At 71.1% G+C, this 25,311-nt stretch carries 1 pseudogene; it reads right to left on the bottom strand.

Annotated elements, in window-relative coordinates:
- A pseudogene (locus E1J50_RS19475) lies at positions 1-25,311 on the bottom strand (LEPR-XLL domain-containing protein); the annotation flags it as partial.

Here is a 25,311-nt window from a genome sequence, read left to right on the forward strand (position 1 = left end):
GCCTTGTAGCTGCCCTGCAGGTCGATGACGTCGCGGGCGGCGCCCGCGCGAATGGCGAGCAGGCCGGCGACGTCGTAGCTGCCGGACAGGGTGATCGTGTTCGCGCCCTCGCCCGCGTCGAGGAGGAACGAGCCGGCCTTGATGCCGCCCGCAAGCGTGATCGCGTCGTCGCCGCTGCCCGTCTTGAGGGTCATGGCGCGCGAGACGTCGTATCTGCCCGTGAGATTCGGGGCGTTCACGCCGTCGCCGAGGTCGATCGTCAGGTCCGCGGCCGTAACGTCGGCGCGGCTCGTGATGCCCGCCACATTCCGCGAGTCGGTCAGGATGTCCGCGCCCGAGCCGCTCGTGATCGTGAAGCCGTTCGTGATCCGGTAGGTGCCGGTCAGCGTCAGGTCGTTGTTGCCCGCGCCCGCCGTGATCTCCATCGAGCCGGCATTGTAGCTGCCCTGCAGGTCGACGATGTCCCTGCCCGCGCCGCTGCGGAGCGCGATGGCGCCGGCCGCATTGTAGGTGCCGCCGAGGGTCAGCGTGTTGTCGCCCTCGTGAACGTCCACCGCGAGGCTGTCGACGGTGTAGGTGCCGCCGAGCGTCACGGCGTCGTTGCCCGCATCCGCGGCGAGGCTCATGGCCCCCGTGGCGTAGGTGCCCGCGTCCGCGAGAGTGACGGTGTTGTTGCCGCCCTTGGCATCGATGGCGAGGGTGCCGCTGCGGGTGAGCGTGCCCTCGGTCGTGCCGGCCGCCGTGCCATCGCTGGTGATGGTGCGCGTGCCGGTGCGGAACGTGCCGTCGAGACGGACCGTGTCGCCGCTGGCGCCGCCCTCGATCCGGATCGAGGCGCCGACGAAGGTGCCCTTCAGGTCGATCGTCGTGCCCGTGTTGTCGGGCGTTCCGGCGGCGCTGTAGTCGCCGCGCAGCGTGATGGCGCCCCAAGCCTTGATCACGGCGCCGGCCTCGACGGTGAGGTCGTCGCCCGCGTTGAGGGTGACGGAGCCGGCGGTCGAGAAGATCGTCACGCCGGACTTCACCGTCAGGTTGTCGCCCGTCGTGTTCGTCTCGCCCGCCTGCTCCACGATGTCGCCGGCCGAGATGATGTCCTTGTCGATCGTGAGCGGGCTCGACGTGCGCAGGCCGATCCGGCCCGCCGCCTGGAGCCCGGTGGCGGCGGTGGTGACGCCGCCGACGCGCAGGCCGCCGATGTTCCAGAGCCAGATGTCGCCCGAGATGGCGCGGCCCTCGAGGCCGCCGTAGCGGTCTCCGTCGAGGCTGCGCATGTTGGCGACGATGCGCTTGCTCTCGCTGCCGATGTTGCCCGAGGCGATCAGGTAGGCCTTGCCGGAGCTCAGGTTCGAGGTGCCCCCGGTCGTCTCGTTGTAGTCGGTCGCCCCGTTCAGGATGTCGCCCGCCTGCGCGGTGATGAAGGCCGTGCGGGTGTCCGCCGTGCCGACCGTGGCGAGGTAGAGGGCGCCCAGGGTCTCCACCGCGTAGATGTTGCTGAGGCCGGCGCTGAGGGTGACGGTGCCGTTCGTGGTTCCCGCGGCATTGCTGTTGAACTCGAAGGCATCGGCGGCGGTGCCGATCCCGTCGAGGGCCCGCAGCGTCACGGAGCGGGCGGTGACGTTGGCGCCCGGGTTGCCGCGGGCGGCCGCGGCGGCGTCGATGCCCGAGTCGATGTCGCGCGGGTCGGTCAGGTCGCCCGCGTCGAGGATCGAGGCGTTGGCGCGCAGCACCACGTCGCCCTGGGTCGCGATGGCCAGCACCTTCATGCTGGTCTCGGTCTCGGTCAGCACCACGTCGCCGGTCGCGCTCGCGCGGACCGATCCGGTGAGCTTCATCTCGATAGCGTCGGTCTTCGAGCCGATCGAGCCCGTCGCCCTCAGGGTGACGCTGCTCGCAACGATCTTGTTCGTGTCGGTGCCGACGCCGTCGAGGATGCTGCCGGACACCGCGACGAGGGTCACGCTACCGCCCTGCGAGTAGGCGGATTCGAGGTTCAGGTCGCCCGAGCGCTCGGTGACGTAGACGTCCTGCGCCGTGCGGACGGTGAGGGCGCCCGCGCCCTGCAGGTCGATGCCGATCGCCTTCTGCGCGCTGCCGACGGCGCCGTCGCCGCCCTCCAGCACGATGTCGCCGCCCTTGACGTTGGTCGCGGTCGTCGCGCCGCCGTTGACGAGGCCGCCGGTCGACTTGAGGCGGATCTCCTTGCCGCCCGTCGACTCGACCTTTCCGACCGTGACCACGCCGGGCGCGTTGATGAAGATCTGGCCGCCCGCGGTGACCTCGAGGGTCCCGGCGCTCTGCAGGACCATCGCCTTGCGCTTCTGGATGAGCAGCGTGGTGATCTTCGAGAACGGATTGTTCGGGTCGGTCGCCGACTGGAACAGGATGACGCTGCGCTGGCTCTCGGTGCTGAGGACCGGCCCGTCGAAGACGAGGGTCGAGGCGCTCGCGGAGCGGATCGTGTAGCCCGTGGTCGCATTGGTGGCGTTGAGGGTCTTCACCCCGAACGTGCTCGCGACGCCGATCTTCATCCCGTCCGCGAAGCCGTCCTGCAGGAAGCTGCCGGTGGCGCGGGTGACCACCGAGACGCCGCTCGCGCCGGTCGAGCGGACGCCGACGTTCACGGCCTTGCCGGCCTCGGCCACGAAGAGCTGGCCAACCTCGAGCCGGATCACGGAGCCGCTCACCGAGGCGATGCGGTAGACGCTGGTCGCGGCGGCGCTGGTGTTGGCCGTCTCGCCCGCGATGTAGAGCGTGTCGCCCACCGCGTAGGCGGCGCCCCAGCCCTGCCCGTCGGCGCGCGTCAGCAGGCCCTGGTTGGCCGCCGTGTCGTTGGAGAAGGTGACGGTGAGGGCGGTGGGCGCCGCCTTCAGCCGGTCGAAGGAGACCTCGGCCGTCGCGCGCGGCGCCTCGCCGGTCACCGCGACGCTGACGCCGAAGCTGAGGCCCCGCGCGGCCCCGCCCGTGAAGGCGTTGTCGACGGTGAGCACGTTGCCGGACCGGCCGGTGATCTTGAACACCGTCGTTGTCTCGGCCGACGCGTTCGCGGTCAGGCCGCCGATGTAGAGGGTGCCGCCCTGCGTGAAGATGCCGGCGTCCCAGGTCCTGCCGTCGGTGCGGATGACGGAGTTGCCCGAGAAGATCACGTCGGCCGTCACCGGCGCGCTCGTCAGGAAGACGATGTCGCTGCGCTCGGCCACGCCGAGGTCGATCTGCTGGTCCGGCGTCAGCGGCGCCTTCGTGCTGAGATCGACCAGCGTCGTGTCGCTGACCGAGCCGACGTTGCGCGCCGTCTCGATCGTGATGGTGCGGCCCTTGATGATCGGGTCCTGCTTGTCGACGATCGTGCTCGTCGTCTCCTTCAGGAGGCCCTGGCCGACGGCGTTCAGGAGTTCGTCCTGCGTCCAGCGCTTGATCCCGCCGTTGATCGCGTCGGCGGTCGCCTGGTCGATGAAGAAGTGCGGGTTGGCCTGCTGGCTCGCCGTCAGCACCTTGCCCGTGCCGGCGGCCGGCAACGCGTTGAACAAGCGGTCGAGGGCCGCGTACTGCGCGGTGAGCGCGACGGAGCGGGCCGCGACCTTCGCGTTGACCGCATCGGTGATCGTCGCCGAGGTGGCGTTCTCGGCCTGGGCCTCGGCCCGGGACTTGGCCACGGCGTCGGTGAGGGCCTGGCCCGCGAGGCGCGGGCTGAACGCGGCGGTGTAGACCGCCGGGTCGACCTGCTGGTTCCGGTAGCTCCAGTAGGTCTCGTAGGCCGCCTTGTCCGCATCCGCGACGAGGCTCGCATCGTAGGTGTTGCCGAGGCTGCCGAAGCGGGCATCGAGGGCCGCATACGCGCTCTTCAGCGCGGCCTCGGCCGCAGCGACCTTGGTGGAGGTGGCATTGCGCAGGGCCGCCTCGCCGAGCGACTGCGCCAAGCCGTCCTTCGCGAGCTGTGCCCGCAGCGCAGCGAGCTCCGTGCTGGTGATCCGCACGGTGCCACCGACATCCGCCGCGCGGTAGGCATCGAAGATCGCGAAGGCGGACGGGAGCTTCTCGATGTAATGGTCGCCGAAGCTCGCGAAGATCGCCTTGAGGGCGGTGTACTCGGCCGGGAGGCCGGCCCGCACGGCCGCGATCTTGCCCTCGACATAGGTGTCGAGCGCCGCGCCGGTCAGGGTCTTACCCGTGTCGTCGGCGGCGAATTGCGCGCGCAGGGCAGAGGCCTGCTGGCCGCTCAGCGTGGGCACGTTCGCGACAAGGGAGTCGCGAAGCTCCCAGTAGCGCGCATATTGCGCTCCGAAATCGGTGATCTTCGCGAGGTCGAGGCTGCCGAACGTCAACTTGAGGTTGTTGTAGTCGGCGGTCCTGGAGGCTTCGAGGCGCGCGACCTGATCGTCGACGGACTTCGTGAGCGGATCGTTGGCGATCGCCGTCGTGCGCGTGGCGTCCGAGACGACGTCCGTGATGATCTGCATGCGGCGGGCGGCCAGCTCGTCACCCGTCAGCTTGGCTTGGCCGGCCGAGACCCGCTCCGCGTTGATAAGGATCAACGCGGCATCGACGTGAGCGGTGATCGCGTCACCCACGAGGGCGGTCCCGCGAACCGCGGCATCGATCGCCGCGCGCTCGGCTGCGGAGACCGGCACGGCGTAGGCGGCCGAGTAGGCGCCGCCCTGCTGGGTCCGGTAGGCCCAGTAGGTCGCGTAGGCCGCGTCGAGATCGGCGTAGTAGACGTCGCCGAGCCCGCCGTACTGGCCGTGCAGCGTGTGGTATTGCAGCGTGCGCGTCGCCTCGGTCGCAGCAACCGCGTCGTTGACGTATGTCGTCACCTCGGTGTCGGAGATCGAGCGGCCCGCCTTGGCGGCCTCGTCGCGCGCCTGAGCCTCGAACATCGACCGGAAATAGGCGAGTTCGCCGTTGGCCGCGTTCAGCCTGACCTGGAAGGCGGCGTCGTAGACGGCCGGGTTCGGCTGCTGGTTCCGGTAGGCCCAGTAGGCGTTGTAGTCGCGCTCGCGGGTGTTCTCGTAGGCGTCGAGCGTCGCCTGGAACTTCCGGTTGGCATCGTCCGTGGTCAGGGCGAGGTCCTTCCAGACGCCGCCGATGAGTTCATCCGCCTTGCGCTGGTCGCGCACGACCACGTTGTTCACGTTGAGCAGGCTGCCCGTGTCGACCTTGATGTAGACGTCGCCGTTCGCCGTGAGGCTGTTGAGGCGCAGGTCCCCCGCGATCTCGCGGATGCCGACGTTGCCGGCCGCGGTGATGTCGGTCTTGTCACGGGCCGTGTTGCCGCTGTCGAGCTTGATCGGCGCAGCCGCCGAGCCGAGGCGCCCGCCCGCGCTCAGGCTGAGCGAACCGCCCGCGATCACGCCCTCTCCGGCGATCGTGATGCCGCCGGAAGTCACGAGCTTGACGTCGTAGCCGTTGCCCGCCGCGATCCGATCGACGCCGAGTTCGGTGTCGAGCGTGCGCACGTTGAGGTTGATGTTGCCGTTGCCCGTCGTGGCCTTGAGGCTGTTGCCCGCGCCCGAGAGCGAGACGTTCAGGGCCCGGTCGGTCGCGCCGGTTCCATTGCCGACGCCGATGCCGGAGACCGCCTGCAGCTCGACCCGCGTGCCGGTGACGGCGGTGGTGGAGCCGAGATGCTCGATCGAGCTGCCCGACTTGATGATCGTGGTGCCGTTGTCGTTGCGGATGCCACCCGCGATCAGGACCTTGCCGGCGCCCTGCGAGTCGATGTTGACGCTGCCGGCGCGGCTGCCCGTGAAGGAGATCCTGATGCCGTAATCGGCCTCCAGGCTGTGGGTCGCCTGGGTCTCGGTGTACTCCACCGTCTGGAGCTTCGTGTAGTAGGTCTTCTTTCCGTACCACGTGCTCGTGGTCCAGCTCGCGACCTCCTTCGGCGTCTCGGCGCTGCGCGTGTACTCGGGCGCGCCGAGGAACGCGTAGCCCGACTTGCTGGCGTCGATGTAGTAGTAGGCGGATTCCGGCTGCAGCGCCGCCTTCTCGACGATCTCCTTGTTGAAGGCGCTCAGGGGGGGCGGATCCTTGGCGAAGGCGTCGATGCCGAGCCAGGACGAGGTGCCCCGGGTGAGCGAGTAGGTGTTCTTGTTGCCCTGGCCGATGGTGAAGGCGTAGCGGTAGCCCGATTTCGGATCGTATTGGGAGGTCGAGCTGCCCGCGTAGGTCTGCACCTCGCGGCCGGAGCTGGTGATGTCGGCGCTGTAGCGCGTCACCACGCCGGCGGCGTTCTGCTGGATCAGGGTCTGCCGGAAGGCGATGTCGTTGACGCCGCTGCCGGTCTTGTAGGCGAGATCCTCGATGTTGATCGTGCCGACGCCGCGCTTCGAGAGGTCGATCCGGTTGAGCACGACGTCGTAGTTCAGGCGGTTCGTGACGTTGACGCTGGCGTAGCCGCCGAGCGCGCGCAACTCGCCCTTGCCCTGGCTCGTGTTGAGCATCACGCCGGTCAGGTTGATCTGGCCGCCGGTGGAGACGAGCTCGTCGATCTCGATGCGGTTGGTCTGGCGATTGAAGCTCGCCGAGAAGCCGTTCTTGGTCAGGGTCGAGAGGTTCGCGGTCCGGCCGGGATCGCGCAGGATCTCCTGGATCTCGTTGTAGACCGCAGTGTCGATGTCGATCGTGTAGGTGTCGCGCCCGCTCTGCACGAGGCCGTTCACGTTGAGGTACTGCGCCTTGATCGTCACGGCGCCGCTGGCGACGATCGCCGAGCTGACATTGGCGAGCGCGTTCGCGATCTGGGTGTTGTCCTTGCCCGTGAGCGGGCCGGAGCCCGCGTCGAGCACGGCCTTGATCTGGCCGTAGGGGTCGCCGCCGACGCTGTAGGTGCGCAGGTCCTTGGTGGTGCCGATCGAGACGGCGCCGCCGACGTCGAAATCCGTCGCCTTCACGGTGGTGAGGGCGCTGGCGTTGAAGTCGCCGCTGCCCGTGGTCCTGACGTGCAGCACCGCGGTCGGCGCGTAGATGTCGCCGGTGATGTTGATCGAGGGCGCGGAATTGCCGTTGCGTGCGCCCGACGTGTTGATGAGGTAGATGTCGCTCTTCGTCGCGTCGGTGGCGATGCCGCCGGCCGTCAGCGTGCCGAAGGCGACGCTCCGATTGCCCGCGACCGCACGGGCGGCCGCCGCATCGGGGCTCGCCGCGTTCTCGGTGGCGACGGCCTGCCGGCGGATCTCGATCGTCCCGCCGGACGTCATCAGGTTGCCGTTGAGGAAGGTGCCGCCGTTCGATTCCGGCATGGTGATGCCGGTGATGTTCAGGCTCGCGACCGAGGTGTTGGTGATCTCGACCTTGGTGTCGGAGGCCGCGTCGAGGCTGCCCGAGCCGAGCAGGGCGTCCGCCCGAACGAAGATGCCGCCGGCGCCCGCGGTGAAGGGGCTCACCGTGATGGTCTGGACCTGCTTGTAGATCGGGATGACGAAGAGCTTGCCATCCTTGTCCTGGTTGACCTCGGCGAGCCCTTCCGCCTGCAGCTCCGCGACGATGCGGTTGACCTCGTTGCGGTAGTAGGTCTGGAGCGTGGCGTTGTCCTTGTAGGTCGCCAGACCCTTCGTCGCCTCGTTGAAGGCGGCGATCAGGCCCGACTGCGCGTATTCGAAGCCGAGGCTGACCACGATCGGCAGCTTGGGCAGCGTGCCCGAGCCCCTGCTGGCTCCATCCGCCAGCGACACCGAGAAGCTCTTGGTCGGGTCGGACGCGGCGATCGGCTGGCCGGCGGCGTTGTACTTCTGGCCATTCAGGCTGACCGTCCCGGTGACGACGGTCGCGGCGACCGCCCGCGAGAGGTCGTCGAAGACGATCGAGATGTTCCGGGTGATGCCGGTGACGACGGTGCCGTCGACGATGACGGTGCCGACCGAGCCGGTCTGCGAATCGCCGACCGGAGTCACGGCGGAGCCGCCGAGCAGGCTGTCGATGGCGCCGGCGACAGCGGTGGCCCAGGTCGTGCCCTTCATGCGGGCGACGGCGTTGGAGTTGCCCTGCCGGTTGGTGAACAGGTTGGCGTTGCCGGCCGTCGAGATCTTGGCGTCCGCGTAGATCGCGATCGTGTTCCGCTCGAGCACGCGGATTGTCGCGTCGAGCGAGGTGATCGGGATCGCGCTGCCGGCGAAGGTGTCCGTCGTGGCGGAGGTGTCGTAGCTGTCGTCGTAGGCCTTCTTGTTGGTGCCCGCGAAGATGTCCGCGTCGCCGTAGGCCGTGATCTGCGTGCGCGACCCAACGGTGACGCTGTTGTCCGGCCGCAGGTCGACCCGGGTCTCACCGGAGGCGACGGTGGCCGCGCCGTAGGTCTCGGAATTCGAGACGGCATAGGCGTTGCCGGTGCCGTTGGCGGCGAGCGTCAGCCCGCCGAGGGTGAAGAGCGTCGCGTCGGTGCCGATCGTGACCTGGGCCTTGAAGGTCGGCGCCAGGATGTTCGAATCCGAGCCCGCGCCCGAGATGGCGCCGCCGGTGGTCAGCGTGACCTTGTCGTAGGCGTCGATCGCGTTGTTGGCGGTGAGCCGGATGCCGCCCTGGCTGCCGGCGCGCGACACCGTCTCGAGGCTGGTCTTCTGGCCCGCATTGCTCGCCACGTTGACGGTCGAGGTCACGTTGACGGTCGTCGTGCTGAGCGCGGCCGCGCCGCTGGCGATGCCGCCCGTCGAGCCGACGATGTTGGCATCCGCGAGCTTCGGCTTCCTCACCGTGTTCATGGCGTTCGCCACGATGTCGCGCGCCAGGACGTGGGAGCCCGCGCCGAAGGTCGCCGTGGCGGCGTGGGTCACGTCGTTGCGCACCACCGCGCCGGCGCCGGCCAGCGCGCCGTAGCTGTCGGTGATGATCTGCGCGTTGATCGTCGCGGTGTGGTTGGCCGCGAGGTAGAACGTGCCGGCGCTGTCCGAGCGCGTGGTGAGGTCGACGTTGACGCCCGCATCGAGCGCCGCGTCGGTGGTGCCCCCCGTGCTCGTGGTGGCGAGCGCCGCCGTGCCCGAGACGAGGCCGCCGCTGCCGGAGACCGCCTTGGCGAAATTGTCGTCGGTGCCCGAGGCCGTCACCGTCATCGAGCCGGCGCTGATCGCATTCTGAGTCTTGATGCGCGCCGCCGTGGTGGTCGCCGATTGGGCGTTGGAGACCGTCGCGCCCGCGGCCACGAGGCCGGCGGTGGCACTGCTGGCGAGGGAGGTCTGCTTCGTCGTGCTCACCGCCGTGACCGCGACGGCGCCCGTGACGGCGATGATCGTGCCGACGTCGATCGTGCCGGTGACGGTGCTGGCGTTGGTGGCGTTCGTCACCGTCGAGTTGAGGCCGATCAGGCCGCCGACCGACCCGGACGCGTAGGAATTCGCCGAATCCTTTCCGGCCGTCTGCGACAGGCTGCCCTGCACGGTGAGGCTCGCCGCGGTGATCTGCGTCTGCTTCGTGTGCGCGTCGACCGTCGCGGCCACGGTGGTGAGGGCGGTCGAGGCGCCGACCGCCGCCGTGCCCGCGCTGATGCCCAGAGCCTTCGCCGAGATGCTCGGCAGCGCGTCGGCGAGCACGCGCACGTTCTGGCCCGTGACCGCGCCGCCCTCGATCTGGGCGGTGACGGTCGGGCGCGCCTCGACGTTCGCCACGGAGCCGCCCGCCGCCAGCGCGAGGATGCCGCCCGCCACGGTGATGCCGAGAACCTGCGAGTCGACATTGGTGGTATCGGCGGCCCGGACGGTGACGTCGCCCGCCGCCGCGACCGTGCTGTTGGCGATGGTCGCGCTGGTGCTGCTCTGGACGGTGTCGCCGGTGCCGGCGCCGCCACCCGCGAAGCTGAAGCCGACGGGCGAGAAATTCGCCGCCATCGAGGCGGTACGCGCCCGGCTCGTCAGGCTCGCGGCCTCGGTCGCCGTGACGCTGACGGTGCCGCGGGCGGTGAGCCCGTCATTGACGTTGCGGATCGAGGCCGAGACGCTGTTGGCGATCCGGTTGCTGGCCGCCGCGACCGCGACGGAGACCGAGGCGCCCCCGGCGATGCCGAACGAGGCGGCGATCGAGGCCGCACCGGTATCGACCGTGAGCTTCGAGGTGTCCCGCGCCGTCACGGTGACGTCGCCCGCCGAGATGCCGGCCCCGTCACCGTCGATCCCCGCGCTCACCTGCGCGGCGACGCGGTTCGTGGTGCCCGCTCCCGAGCCCGCGAGGCTGACGCCGATGGCGCCGCCGGAGACCGCCACCGAGCCCGCCTGGATCGAGGCGTCGATGGTCTGGCCGGAGGTCGCCTGAATGGCGAGGTTGCCGCCGGCCTTGATCGCCGTATTCGCCGAGAGGGCCTCGATGGCCAGCGCCGGCACCGTGGTGCTGCCGGAGCTCACGCCGATCAGGTTGATCGCCACGCCGGTGCCGATGCTCGCCGCCACGGCGACGCCGCCGATGCTGGCGCCGGCCGCGATCGCGGCGACCTCGGAGGCGATGCGGCTGTTGTTGGCCGCGCTCACCGAGACGTCGGTCTTGGCGTCGAGGTTGGCGTTGTTGAGCTTCGCCCGGGTCGAGCCGCCGATCAGGTTCGTCGCGACGGCACCGCCGCCCGAGACCGCCACGCCGACGCCGCCCCCCGCGAGCGCGGCCGAGGCCGCAGCGACCTTGGCGTTGATGGTCGAGCCCTCGAAGCCGGCCGTTGCCGGATCGTCGGACGGCACCAGCGCCTCGACCGCGATTCCGCCCGTGCGGGTGGTGACGCTGGCCGAGTCGATCTGCGCCGTGAGCGCGCTGTTGATGATGTTGAGCGCCATGGCGACGCCGATGGCGCCGCCTACACCGACCGCGCCGCCCGCGGCGGCGATGGCCGCCGTGCCGACGTCGACCGTGATCGCGGCCCGGTCCTGGGCCTTGACCGAGACGTCGCCCGCGGTCACGCGCGTCGTCGCGCCGTCGATCGAGGCCTTGGTCGCGATGCTGATGGCGTTGCCCGAGTAGCTGCCCGAGCCCGCGACGCCGACGCCGACCGTAGCGCCCGTTGCCACCGCTGCACCCGCCGCCACGAGGGCGTTGATCGTGCTGGCCGAAGTCGCCCCGACCGCGACCGTACCCTGCGCGTCGACCGTCGTGCCGGAGATCACCGCCTCGACGGCCGCGCTGCCGTTCGCGCGCAGCGCGGGCTGGGCGAGATTCTTGCCGTCCTGGCCCTTCGTCTGCCAGTCGCCGATGATGTTCTGGGCGCCCGCGAGGCCGATCGCCACGGGGACGCTGGCCACGCCCGCGCCGCCGCCGGCCACGGCGAGGGAGGCGATGTTCGCGTCGATCCTCTGCGTGCTCGAGGCGGTGACGCGCACGCCCGCGGCGCTGGTGACCCGGTTGTTCGGCCCCTGCCCGACCGCCTTCTCGATCGCCGCGCGGGTGCGGGTGGTGATGATGTTGAGGGCCGAGGCGCCGCCGCCGGAGATCTGCACGTTGGCGATGCCGGCGCCGCCGAGGCTCACCGTCGCCGCCGAGGCGACCGCCTTGATGAAGCCGCCGCTCGTCGCGCTGACCGAGACGTCGCCGCTCGTCGTCGTGACGCCCGAATCCGCGTTGCGGATCGTCGCCTCGACGGCGTTGCCGATCGTGTTGGTGGCGTTCGAGGCCGCGATGGTCACGCCGACCGCCGCGACGCCGGCGCCGCTGCCCGCGATGCCGGCGGCACCGACGGTGGCCGTGATCTCCGAATTGTCCTGCGCCGTGACCGAGACCGCGATCGCGGTGATGCCCGCGGCACCGTCCCCGTCGATGGTGGCCCGGGTCGCGACCGCGATGACGTTGGTGGCGCCGACGCCCGCGCCCGCCACGCTGACGGCGGCGGCTCCCGCCCCCTGCACCGAGGCAGAGACTGCGGCGACGTCCGCCTTGATGGTCTGCTTCGAGGTGGCAGTGACGGAGAGCACGCCGTTCGCGTCGACGCTGGTGTTGTTGAGCGAGGCCTGGACCTCGTTGCCCGCGCCGATGACGTTCACGGCCACGCCGACGCCGACCGAGACGCCGACGCCCGCAGCCCCGCCGCCACCCGCCGCGGCGGCCGCCGCGGCGATGAGGGCCTGGATATCCGAGGTGGCGGAGGCCGCGACGCCGGTGGCACCGCCCCGCACGGTGATCCTGCTGCCCGAGGCGGAGGCGTTGGTCTTCGTCGTGATGACGTTGGCGGCACCCGCGCCACCGCCGCTCACCGAGACGCCGGCCGCACCGCCGCCGCCGACCGAGAGGGCGGCCGCCGCCGAGACGGCCTTGATGCGGCCGTTGCTGGTGGCGCTCACGGACAGGCCGCCGCTGCGGGTGGCGAGCCCCGTATCCGCGTTGCGGATCGCGGCCTCGACCGTGCCCGCGATGGTGTTGAGAGCCAGCGCGAAGCCGACCGCGACCGAGACGCCCGCGGCCCCGCCGCCGGCCGCAGAGAGGGCGGCGGCGCCGGTCGCCGCCGTGATGGCGGAGGTATCGCTCGCCGCGACGCTGACGCTGCCGGCCTGGATACCGCCGGTGCCGTCGCCGTCGATCGTGGCGCGCGTGACGACGCCGATCGCATTGGCCGTGACCGCGCCCGCCCCGCTGCCCGAGACGCCAGCCGCGCCGCCGCCCTGGATCGCGGCCGCGGCCGCCACGACGGTCGCCGAGATGGTCTGGTTGGAGGTCGCCTCGACGGCGAGCGCGCCCGTGATGTTGAGGGCCGCGTTCTTGATCGCGGCCTCGACCGCCATCGCGTCACCGGCGAGCGTGTCCTGGCGGTTCCCGTCCGTGCCGCTCGTGGTCCAGCGCCCGATCCGGTTTTCCGCGCTGCCGACGCCGAGGGCGACACCGACGCCCGCGGCCCCGCCGCCGCCGCCCGAGGCCGCCACCGCCGAGACGATCGCCGTGATCGCCGAGGTGGCCGTCGCCGTCACCGTGAGGCCGGCCGCGCTCGTGATGCGGCTCGAATCGACCGTGGCGTTGACGGTGCCGCGGATGCTGTTCGAGGCGAAGGCGCCTCCGCCCGAGACGCCGACGCCCGCCGCCCCGCCGCCTGCGAGGCTGATCGCCGCCGCCGCCGCCGCCGCGTTGATCCGGCCCGCCCGCGAGGCGGTGACCGAGATGCCCGCCGCGTTTGTCTGGATGAGCGCCGCCGCATTGGCGATGCTCGCCTCGACCGCGCCCGCGATGCTGTTGAGCGCGATGGTGAACCCGACCGCGACCGAGACGCCGGCCGTGCCCCCGCCGGAACCGGCGAGCGAGGCCGAGCCCGCGAAGGCGTCGATCGTCGAGGACTCCGCCGCATTGACCGTGATGCTGCCGGCCGTGATGCCTGTCCCGGCTCCGTCGATCGTGGCGCGGGTCGAGACCGCGATGGCGTTGGTCACCACGACGCCCGCCGCCGAGACGCCGACGCCGGCCGTGCCGCCGCCGCCGATCGAGGCCGCCGCCGCCGCGACCTGCGCGGCGATGGACTGGGTCGAGGTCGCCTCGACCTTGAGGGCGCCCGAGGTCGTGACGCCGCTGTTGCGCAGGCGCGCCTCGACGAGGGAGCCCTGGCCGTCCACCGCCGTGTCGACCCGGTTCTTGCCCGTTCCGGTCGAGGTCCAGCCGCCGATCTGGTTGGCGGCCGCCGAGGCGCCCAGCGCCACGCCCACGCCCGCCGTGCCGCCGAGCGCGGCCGCCGCGCTCGCCGCGAGCACGCGCGCCTCGATCTGCGAGGTGCCGGTCGCCGAGATGGTCACGCTGCCGCTCTGCGTGATCGGGCTCGCGTCGACGATCGCGCTCGTCACCGAGCGGATCGTGTTGAAGGCGAAGGCGCCGCCGCCGGCCACCGCGACGCCGGCCGTGCCGCCGCCGCCGAGGCTCACCGCCGCGGCGGTCGTGTTCGCCCGGATGGTGGACGCATTTCGGGCGTTGACGAGCACCGCGCCGGCCGCGGAGACGCCGCCGCCGACGTTCTGCACGAAGGCCTGGGCGGCCGTGTTGATCGTGTTGAGCGCGAGCGCGAAGCCGATCGAGACGGAGACGCCTGCGGTGCCGCCGAGGGAGGCGGAGACCGCCGCGGTCATCGCGTTCGCGACGATGCTCGACGTGTCCTGCGCCTGCACCGTGACGGCGCCGGCCGTGATCGCGTTGCTGGCGATGGCGCTCCCCGCTACGCCGTTGCCCTCGATGAAGGCGCGCGTCGACACGCCGATGGCGTTGATGACGGCGGTCGCGCCCGCGCTGACGCCGACCGCGTTCGAGCCGCCGCCGGCGAGGGCCGCCGCAAGCGCGACGATGTCGGCCGTGATCGTGTTCTTCGAGGCCGCGTCGACGGTGAGAGCCCCCTTGGCGTCGACGGCGACGCGGGTGAGCGAGGCCTCTGTCACGGTGCCGCCGTTCGTGGCGAGCGCGTAGCTCGTCGAGCCGTCCGTGCCGGACGGAGTCCAGGTGCCGATGCGGTTCTCGGCGATCGCCGCGCCGACGCCCACGCCGACGCCGTTCGAGCCGCCGACGCCGGCCGCGAGTGCCGCGGCCAGGATCTTCGCCTCGATCGTCGCCGAGGCCTCGGCCTTGACCGAGACGTCGCCGGTGCCGGTCGTCTTCAGGACGCTCTCTGCCGCCTGGGCACGGGTGCTCGTCGTGATGACGTTGCGCGCGTAGGTGATCGCGGCACTGACCGCGACGCCGTTCGAGGCGCCCGCCCCGATGCTGATCGCCGCCGAGGCGGCGTTCGCCCTGATCGAGCCAGCCGACTTCGCGCTGACGAGGATGGCGCCGCTCGTCTGCAGCGTCCGGTCGATGTTGCGCACCACCGCGGAGACGTCGTTGGCGATGCTGTTGAGCGCGATGCTGCCGCCGACCGCCACCGAGACCGCGTTCGAGGAGGAGGCGGCGAGCGCGAGGCTCGCCGAGAGGGCGGTGGCCGAGATGGCGGAGGTGTCCTGCGCGGTCACCGTCGCACCCGTGGCCGAGAGCCCGGTCCCCGTACCGGTGCCGTCGCCGTCGACCAACGCCGCGGTGGCGAGGCCGATATTGTTCATGGCGACGGTGCCGCCGATGCTGACCGCGCCGGCATTCGAGCTGGAGACGGTGGCTCCGACCGCGATCGCCGCGATGTTGGCGGTGATCGTGTTCTGGCTCGCGGCCGTCACCGAGAGGGCGCCCGTCGCCGCGACGGGGGCGTTCGAGAGCGTGGCCGAGACGGTGGCGCGGGAGCCCATCGCGGGCGTCTCGCTGATCGTGTTGGTGGCGGCGTCGTACGCCGTCCAGCGGCCGATCTCGTTGTAGGCGATGGCGATGCCGAGGGCGCCCGCACCCGCAGCCCCACCGCTGCTCGCGCCGACCGAGGCTGCCGCGACGATGACGTCGGCCTTGATCGTGGCGAGGCTCGATGCCCCCACCGTCACAGCGCCGGCCGCGGAGATCGAGCCGCCCTGCACGGACGCCGTCGTGCTGCTGTTGATCGTGTTGACGGCGCCGACGCCGGCGCCGGAGACGCCGATGCCCTTGCCGCCGCTGCTGACGCCCACCGCCACGCTCGCGGCCGCGGCCAGGGTCGCGATCTGGCCCTTGCGGTCGGCCGTGACGGTGACGCCGCCGCGGGTCGTCACCTGGGCGTTCTGCACTGAGGCGCTGACATTGCCGGAGACGCTGTTGAGCGCCACGCTCGCGGCGAGCGCGACCGTGATCGCCCCGCCCTGGCCGAGGCCGGCCGCGATCGACGCCGCGCCGACATTGGCCATGATCCCGGACTCGTTGAGGGCGGTGACCGAGAGGCTGCCGGCATCGATCACACCCGCGTTGATCACCTCGGCCACCGTCGCGACGTCGATCACGTTGCGGGCGACCGAGCCGCCGAGGCTCACCGAGGTCGCGCTGCCGCTGCTGCTGCCCGACAGGCCGACCGAGACGGCGACCGTGGTCGCATCGACGGTCTCCCTGGACGTGGCGCTGACGCTCACCGCGCCCGCGGCACGCACCGGCGTGCCGGAGACGGTGGCGCGCACGGCGGCCGCGGAGCCGATCACGTTGTTCGAGACGGAGGCGCCGATGGCGACACCCGTCGCCTTGTCGCCGCTGGTGCCGGCGAGCGCGATCGAGGTCGCGCCGGTGAGCGCGGCGATCTCGGCGATGTCGCTCGCCGTCACGCCGAGGCTCCCCACCTTCGTGGCGTCGGTGGTGCCGTCGCCGACCTTCGAGCCGAGGATCTCGGCCACCGTCGAGCCGCCCACATTGTTGAGAGCGAGCGCACCGCCGCCCGCGACCGAGAGGCCCTGGCCCTGCGAGCTGACCTGCGCGGCGACCGAGGCCGCGAACGTCTGCGCGAAGATCTTGGCCTCGCGCGCCGCGGAGACCGAGACGGCGCCCGAGCCCGAGACGTTCGCGACCTGGGTGATCCGCGCGGTGACGTCGCTCTGGATCTCGTTGTTCGCGAGCGCGGCACCGATCGACACGGTCGGCTTCGAGCTCGAGTTGCTGGAATCGGCCGAGAGGTTGGCCGAGACCGCGAGCGCCACCGAGGTCGCCCGGATGATCGCCTTGTCCTTGGCCGAGACGGTGACGCCGCCCGCGCCCGAACTCACGGCGTCGTCGGCGCTGCCGGTGCCGTCGATGATCGCGGAGGTCGCCGTGACGATCTTGTTGCCGACGTAGAGGCCGCCCCCCGAGAGGGCGAGGTTCTGGTCGTTGCCGCCCCCGCTGCCGCCCCCCGTCGAGACGCCGACCGCGACGGCCGCCGCCGTGGTCTTCGCCGTGATGGATTCGGTGGATTCCGCCTCGACTGCGACCTTGCGGCCGGCGTTGAGGCGCGACTTCGTCACACTCGCCCGCACGTCGAGGGAGCGGCCGGTGCCGTCCTTGAAGTTCGTGCCGGTCGGCAGGCCGCTGCCGTAGAAGCCGATCATGTTGAAGGCGAGGGTCACGCCGATCGCGATCGCCTGCGAGGCGCCCTTGCCGACGATGACCGCGGCCGCCGCGGCCGCCGTCTCGGCCGTGATGTCGGACTCGTTGCGCGCGGAGACGGAGATGCCGCCGCTGCCGCCCGTCCCGTCCTGGCTCGGAGCCAGGATGCCCGAGGCCGTGATCTTGCTGTCGGCGATGTGCGCGTCGACGCCGCCGAGGATCGTGTTGAAGCCGAGAGCGCCGCCGCCCGCGAAGCCGAGGTTCTTGCCATCGTCCGTGCTCAGCAGCACGGCAATGGCGGTCGCGGTCGCCTTGGCGTTGATGGTGGCGTCGCTCTTCGCCGCCACGCCCACGTTGCCGCCGGTGGTCGCCAGATCGCCGACCCGGTCGATGCCGGCGACGAGGGCTTCCTCGGCGATGGTGTTGCGAGCGATGCTGAGGGCGACCGCGATCGTCTTGCCGGATTCGGTGCCGGTGCTGCCCGGCGTATTGCCGGTGGTCTGGCCGGACGTGTTGCCCGTGGCGCCGCTCGCGGCATCGGTCTGCGACATGCGGTAGGCCACCGCGGTCACCGGAGCCGTGACGACGGCATCGATCCGCGACTCGCTCGACGCGGAGACCGCGACGCCGCCGGCCGCCTTCAGGCTCGTCAGGTCCGCGATCGTGGCCGAAGTCGAGAGGCGGGCGAAGTTCAGCGCGACGACAGCGCCGACGCTCGTCACCTGCGCGCCGACCGTGGTGACCGCGTTCTCGATCTTGGCGTCGATCGTCGCCTTCGAGAGCGCCGTGACCGTGACCGTGCCCGTGGCGTTGATCGGCTGGCCGGAGATCGAGGCCGTCGCCGCGAAGGTGTTCGACCCTTGGATCACGGTGCCGAGGTCGGTGCCGAGGATCGCGTCCGCGAGGTCGAACAGCACGTTCTGGCTCGACGTGCCGATCTTGTTGAAGGCCGCCGTGACGCCGACCGCGGTGCCGCTCGACTCCACCGTGCTGTCGACGGTGGCTTTGATGGTGCCGGTGTTCTTGGCCTCGACCGTGACATTGCCGACGCTCTTGCCCGTGTCGGCGTCGCCGAGCTTCGAGCCGGTGATCGCCGCATTGCTCGATCCCGTCACGACATTCGCCGCGATGACGGCGCCGATCGCGACCGATTCCTTCGTGCCGGGCTTGGTGCCCGGCTTCAGCTTCGATTCGACCTTGCTCGTCACGTTCGTCGTGATCGCGCCGCTCTGCGCGGCCTTCACCGCGACGTCGCCGGCCTGGACCACCGCCGCGTTGACGAGGCTCGCTGCGGCGGTGCTGCGCACGTCGTTCGAGACGAGGATGCCGCTCGCCGCCACCGCGTAGGGCTTCGAGGCCGCAGTGCTACCGGCCGAGGTCGAGCCCTGCGTGGGGGCCGTCGACGAGCCGCCCGTGTCCTTGCTCTCGCCGAGGTTGAGGACACCCGGCGGAAGGAATTTCACAAACTCCTTGAGGTTGTTCTCGCGCCAGGAATTCGCCTCGCTGAAGGTCTCGGTCGCGAGGTTGATGCTCTTCGTCGCCCCGAAATAGACGTAGCGCTTCTCCTGGCCGTTCTCCTTGGCGAAGACGATGTCGCCGAACTTGATCGTCTTGGTGCCGGATTTGGTGGTGTAGGTGTAGTCGTCGAGGATCTTGTTGGCGAAGTCCTCGAGCACGCTCGGCTTCGTCAGGCTCGCGAGCGAGGACAGGCTGTTCTGCGAGTCGATCGTGCCGGCGCCGGTCGCCGAGATCGTGATCGCCCCGCCGGCATCGAGAGTCTTCGAGGTCGTGGAATTGTCGACGGTCGCGATCGCGCGGGCGTTGACCATGTTGCCGGTGAGCGCAAAGCCGACCGCGTAGGCGCTCGCATCCTTCAGCACCGCGTTCGAGGCACTGGCCTTGTTGTTGAGCTTGGCCTCGATCGTCGCGCTGGAGGTGGCCGCGACGGTGAGCGCGCCGCCCGCTCCGGTGACGATCCCCGTGCGCAGGATCCGCGCGGTGGCGCCCGACGGCGTGGCGTCGTTGTCGAGGCCCTGCGCGATCAGCGGCTGGCCGGTGATGGTGTCGGCGGCGCGGAACAGGATGTTCTGCTCCTTCCAGCCGATCGTGTTGAAGGCGAGGGTGATCGACACCGCGGCTTGGTCGCTCGACGTCGCGGTCTTGTTGGTGGCCTGGATCGTCGCCGTGTTGTCGGCCGTGACGGACAGGCCGCCCCCGCCGGTGACCGTGCTGTCGAGGATCGCGGCATCGGCCGCGCCCAGCACGCTGTTCGTCGCGATGACGCCGCCGATCGCGAGGCTCTTCGTCTGCGTCTTGGTGCCGATGGCGGGCGTTCCCGCGGCCGGGTCCGCCGCGGGCGTGGTTCCAGTGGTGGGAGCGGGCTGCCCGTTCGTCGGCTTGTAGGAACTCGCCGACTTCACCGTCGCCGCGCTGTCGGCGGTCGCGGTGATGGTCGACGTCTCCTTCGCGGAGACCGTGATCGCGCCCTCGCCCGAGGTCGCGGTGGTGGACACGATCTGCGCGGTCGCGTCGCCGTGCACGCTGTTGAGCACGACGAGGCCGCCGATCGCGAGCGCGGAGGCGGATTGCGGCTGCACGGCGCCCGGATTGGCGGCGGAGGGGTCGCCGGTTGGCGCGTCCGTCGTGGTGGCGGGCGTCGCCGCGGCGGGTGCCGCGGGCGTGGCGGGCGTGCCGGTTCCGGTGGCGGTGCTCGTGGTGCCCGGCAGCTTCAGCCCGTCGGGGATGAAGTTCGAGTCGAGCGCACGCTTCCAGAGCAGCTTGTCGGTGAAATCGGTGGCGGCGAGATCGATCTTCACCGGCGTGCCGTCCGGATTCGTCGACGCGCCCATGTAGACGTAGATGTCGCCCGCCTTGTAGTCGCTCGCCTTGCTGGCGATCTTGACCCAATTCGCCTTGCCGGCGGTCTTCGCAGCGAGGTCGACGGTGCTCGGCTGCGTGTCGGTCAGGGTCGCGGCGGCGACGTACTTGTAGACCGCGCCGTCCGCCGTCTGGATCGTGTCACCGGTCTTGATCGTGACCCGCTCGGTGGTGGTGATCTGGTAGGTGGGCTTCGCGTAGGCATCGGCGATGCGCACGCGCGTGCCGAAGGTCACGGTCTGGAGATTGGCGGTCTTCGGCGGCTGGCCGAGGGCGGTGAAATCGAGCGTGACGAAATCGGCGGTGCTGATGCCCAGCGGCTTCAGGAACGCGTCGAGCCCCTCCTTCAGCGTGACGATCTTCTCGCCGGCGGCCAGCGTCAGCTTCTCGATGCCGACGAGGCGGCCGATCGTGTCGCCGACCGTCTTCTGGGCCGCGTTGCTGCTCTTGCGGAGCGCCGCGTCGTCGAGATAGCCGCGGGCCGCAGCCTCGGCGGCGACCCGGTAGGCGGCATCGCGCAGGGCATCGGTCTCCGGCTTCAGGATGTCCGTCGCAGCGACCTTCTTCAGGTCGTCGGCCGCCGCGAGCAGGCGGGCTCGCAGCGTCGTCGGGTCGTTGGCCGGGATCTTGGCGTTGCCGGAATCCGCCAGCGCCTCCATCGCGTCGGTGAGGGCCTTGTAGACCGCGCGGAGCTGGGTCGCCGCGTCGGACTTGGCCTTCAGCTCGGCTTGACCGCGCTCGAGCGCGGCCGTCGCCCGGTCCACCTGCGAGCGCGCGTCGATGACGAGCTGCTTCACCCGCTCGACCTGCGCGGCGATCTTGTCCTCCAGCGCCGTGACCTCGGCCGGCAGAAGATCCTTGCGGTTCTTGATCAGGTTCGACTGGAGCGTCGCCGACTGGGTCTCGTTCGGGTTCGTCGAGAAGTCGGAGGGCAGGTACTTGTTGAGCTTCGACTGGTTCGTGACCGCCCCGCCGTCGGCCTTCACCACGGTCGAGCTCGTCACGATCTGCGCGTTCGAGGTGATGCCGGCAGCATCCTGCGCCGCCACCGAGAGGGCGCCGCCCGCCTCCACCGTCTTGCCCGTCGTGCCGGTGTTGTCGATGCGCGCGAGGGCGCTGCCGCTCACCTTGTTCGAGGAGAGCACGACGCCGAAGCCCGTGCCGCCCGATCCCTTCATCGAATCGGTCGAGGAGAGCGCAGCGTTGCTGACCGTCGCGTTGATCTTGGCCGACGAGGTCGCCGCGACGGTCAGGTCGCCGCCCGCCTTGGCCGAGGATTGCACGATCGTCGCCTTGGCGCCGGAGCCGACCTCGCCGCCGAAGGCGTTCGAGAGGGTCGGCGAGCCGATCAGCGCGTCGATCGTGTTGAACAGGAGGTTCTGGGTCTCGTAGCCCACCGAGTTGAAGGCGAGCGTCACGGCGGCCGAGACGCCGCCCTCGGTTCCGCCGGAGGTGGTGGAGGCCGCGCGAAGGCGGGCGTCGACGCCCGCCTCGTTCTCCGCCTCGACGGAGAGATCGCCCGTGGTCGCCTCGACCGCAGAGCGCAGCACGCTCGCGACCGCGCCGCCGCGCACGACGTTCGTCGCCGCGATGCCGTTGGCCGCGATCAGCGTCCCACCGCCCGCGCCGCCGCTGGTGGTCCCCGCCGTGCCGGTCTTGGCCTGGAAGGAGGCGCCGCCCGAGGCGGTGACCGTGCTGACCACCGTCGCGGCGATGTTGGCCGCGTCCTTGGCGAGGACGGCGAGGTCGGCATGCGCCGTCACGCTGGCGTCCGTGACGCGGGCGCTGGCGCCCCCATTCACCTCGTTGAAGACGATCAGGCCGCCGAAGGCCTTCGAGGAGGAGGCCGGGGTCCGGGCGGTCGGGGCCGTGGTGCCCGAAGCGGGCGGCGTCGCGGGCGTCGCCGGGGGAGCGGGGTCTGCCACCTTGTCGAGCGCCGGCAGCACAGTCCGGGCTGGGGCCGGAATCCAGTTGTCGCTGAGGTAATCCTCGCCCTGGAGCGTGACCTTGGCGTTGTCCGGCCCGCGATAGATGTAGATCGTCCCCGCGACGCCCGTGGTGTTGGTGTCGTTCGGCGAGAACCGCACCGTCTGGCCGGTGCGCATGTACTGGAAGCCGTCGAGGGAGGAGTAGCGCGCCTTGAGGCGCGTCACCGACGTCGTCCCCTCCGGCGTCGTGACGGTTGTCGTCACGGCGGTGTCGGCCGCGTTCGTCGTGGTGGTGGTCGTGGTGCCCGTGGTGCCGGCGGGCGCCGGCTTCGTCACGACGCTGGCGCCCTCGGCGACGGCGAACCAAAGGGTCGTGTCGCCGTAATTGGCGGCGGCGAGATTCACGCTGCGCGGCGTGCCGATGAAGATGTAGACCCGCCCGGGGATCGCGGCGTTGGCGCCGGTCCCGACCGCGTAATCGGATGCCAGCCGCACCCGGTCGCCGGTCTTGAGGTCCTTGGTGCCCGACTTCGTCGTGTAGTCGTAGATCGTCAGCGCGGTCTCGGCGGCCTTCTTGGCGAGCGCCGCCACGGTGCCGGAGACGGACGACGAGCCGATCATCGCGCTGTCGGCCTCGATCGAGGCCAGGTTCGTCGCCGAGACGGTGACGCTGCCCCCCGTCGAGGTCACGCTCGCGGCGGGCTGGGCCGGGGCCTGCGTCGCCTCGGTGGGCGCGCCGATATAGGCTTCGGCCCGGCCGCTCACCTTGTTCGAGGCGAGCACGGCACCGGCCGAGATGCCGCGCGCGCCGGTCTCCGCCGCGTGCTCGGTGTCCTCGGCGTCGGCCTGCGCGACCTCGGTCCCGACCTCGGCCGTGATCTTGGCCTCGCTCTCGGCCGTGACCGAGACGTCGCCCTCGGCGAGCACCGTGGTGCCGGTGATGAAGGCCTTCGCGCCGGCCGGCTGCTCGGACTTCGTGGCGGTGGCGATGAGCGGGTCGCCGACGATGGTGTCGACGGCCATGAAGAGCGGGTTGTCCTGCGCGAACCCGACCGTGTTGAAGGCGAGCGTGAAGCCGATCGCCGTGGTCTCGCCAGCGACCGCACCCTCGGCGGTCGCCTCGATCTCGGACGCGTTCACGGCGCTGACCGTGACGGCGCCGCCGGACGCGACGCGCGTGTTCGGGGCCGCGCCCGCACCGCCGTCGACCGTGCTGTCGGCGATGAAGGCCGTGGCGCCGTTGAGCACGCTGTTCGAGACGAGCACGCCGCCCCCTGCGGTGGCGCCCTCGATCTCGCTGGCATCGGTGGCCTTGATCGAGGCCGCGGAATCGGCCGAGACCGTGACGTCGCCGCTCGCCTCGACCGTCGTGTTGACGATCTTCGCCTCGGCTTGGCCCTGCACGGCGTTGCGCGCGAAGATGGCGCCGAAGCCCTTCGAATCGATCTTGCCGACCTTCGGCTTCGAGCCCGTGGTGCCGCCGGGCACGACGTTGGCCGCGTCGAGCTTCTTCCAAAGGGAGAAGTCCGAGAAGTCGCGCGTGGTGTCGCCGAGGTTCAGCGGCGTCGCGCTGTCGGTCCCCATGTACTGGTAGACCGCCCCCTTCTCGCCCGCGCCTGTACCGGTCGGGGTCCAGGTGTCGCTGAGACGGATCTTCTCGCCGAACTTGATCGCCCGCGAGCCCGAGGCGGTGGTGTAGGTGTATTCGCCCAGCAGCGATTCCGCGCTACGCTCGACGCCGGTGACGGAGCCCGTCTTCACGGCCTTGGCGGAGGCGCCGACCGTGGTCTCGGCCTCGATCGAGACGGAATCCTTCGCGCTCACCGAGACGTCGGTCCCCGCGACGGTCTTGCCCTGTGCATCGATCGCGGCGCGGGCCGCACCGCTGACGCGGTTCATCGCGACGAGGCCGGAGACGGCGAGCGCGTCGGCGCTGGCGGCCTTGGCCGAGGCGCTGACCTCGTTGCCGAGTTCGGCCGCGATGGCACCGGAGGATTCGGCCGCCACGGTCACGGCGCCCGAGGCCGTGACCGTGCTGTTGGTGATCTCGGCGACGGCCTGGGCCGGCGACGCGTTGCCCAGGTTGGTGCCGACGATGGCGTTGATGGAATCGTAGGCGAGGTTGCTGCTCTCGTAGCCGATCGCGTTGAAGGCGAGCTGGATGCCCGCCGCCCGCGCCGTGGTGCTGGGCGGCGTGGCGAGGCCCGTGCCCCCGGTCGATCCCGTCCCACCCGTGGACCCGGTTCCGCCCGTAGAGCCGGTGCCGCCAGTGGTGCCGGTGCCGGTGCCGCCCGCATCGGCGACGCCGGTCGGATCGGACTCGCCGGCGGCGCCCTGCGAAGCTGCGGTGATCTGCGCCGCGACCGTCGCCTCGATCGAGCCCTCGGTCTTGGCGCTCACCGAAACGGACCCGTCGCCTCCCCTGGTCGTGATGGACGCGTCCGCGATGCGCGCCTCGGCGGTCGACAGGATCGTGTTGGTGGCGATCACGCCATTGATCGCGAGCGCGGTCGAGCGCGTATTCTGGGCGTTGGCGCCGGCAGGTTTGTCGAAGGCCGAGGTCTGGCCCGGCACGGAGCTCGCCGTGCCGGCGCCGGCGTCGCCGTTGGCGTCCGTGCCGGTCTGTTCCTTGAGCGTGGCGATGGCCTCGACGGTGGCGTCGGCCTTCGCGGTGATCGTCGCGGCGCGCTCGGCCGAGACGGCGACGCTGCCCGCCGTCACGGTCGAGCCGGCGATGCTCGCGCTCGCCCCGCCCCGGATCTCGTTGCGCACGACGATGCCGCCGGCCGCCGTCGCGCCGGAGCCGCCCGCCTTGGCGGCACCCTTGCCGCTGACGGCACCCTCGCCGTCGCCGACCCGGCGCCAGAGATCGAGATCACTGTAGTTCGCGGTGCGCAGGTCGAGGTCGGCAGCGGCCTTGTCCGCCCCCGTCCAGGCGTAGACCGCGTCCTTCGGGCCGATCTTCTGCCAAGTGCCCGCGACGGTGAAATCGGTGGTCGCGAGGTTGAGGGCCGCCGAGGCGGTGGCGGGGACGTAGCGGTAATAGGACCCGACCTCGCCCTTGGCCACGGGATGGCCCTCGCTGACGAGCACCACGCTGCCGGGCTGGATGACCCGCGTCGCCGGGCTGGCGGCGGGCTTCTGGCCGGATTGCGCGGCATTGGTTGAGGTCGGCAACGCCCCCTTGACCTTGTCGAGGACGGGGATCGTCGGAATCGCGCTCGGGAAGCTCAGCGCGACGCGCTGGCCAAGCTTGATCGCCACCGGCGTCGCGCTACCCGCCTGGTAGTCGGACTGGATCTGAGCCTGCTTCTTGAGGCCGCCGTCGCTCGACGCCTGGCCGGAGGAGACGAGCTTGACGTTCGCGTTGATGGTCGAGGTGTCGGCCGCTCGCGCACCGACCTCGCCGCCGGCGGTGATGGTGGAGGCGGAGACGATCTCGGCGGTCGCCGCGCGCGCCATCCGGTTCGTCGAGATCAGGCCGCCGAAGCTGCGCGAGCCCGCGCTCGTCGTGGTGCCGCTGCCGGCCACCGTCTTGAGGGGCGTCTTGCCGGCGAGTTGCCGCGCCTTGTCGATCGCGACGCCCTTGTCCCGGTTCTTGATCGCCGCGGCGGCATTCTGCTCCGGCGTGCGGACGGTCACAGTGTTGCTGACCGTGGCGTTGACCGTGCCCGCGCTCGCCGCGTTGACGCCGACCGCGCCC

This window comes from Methylobacterium segetis, assembly GCF_004348265.1.
GTDB classification, from domain to species: domain Bacteria; phylum Pseudomonadota; class Alphaproteobacteria; order Rhizobiales; family Beijerinckiaceae; genus Methylobacterium; species Methylobacterium segetis.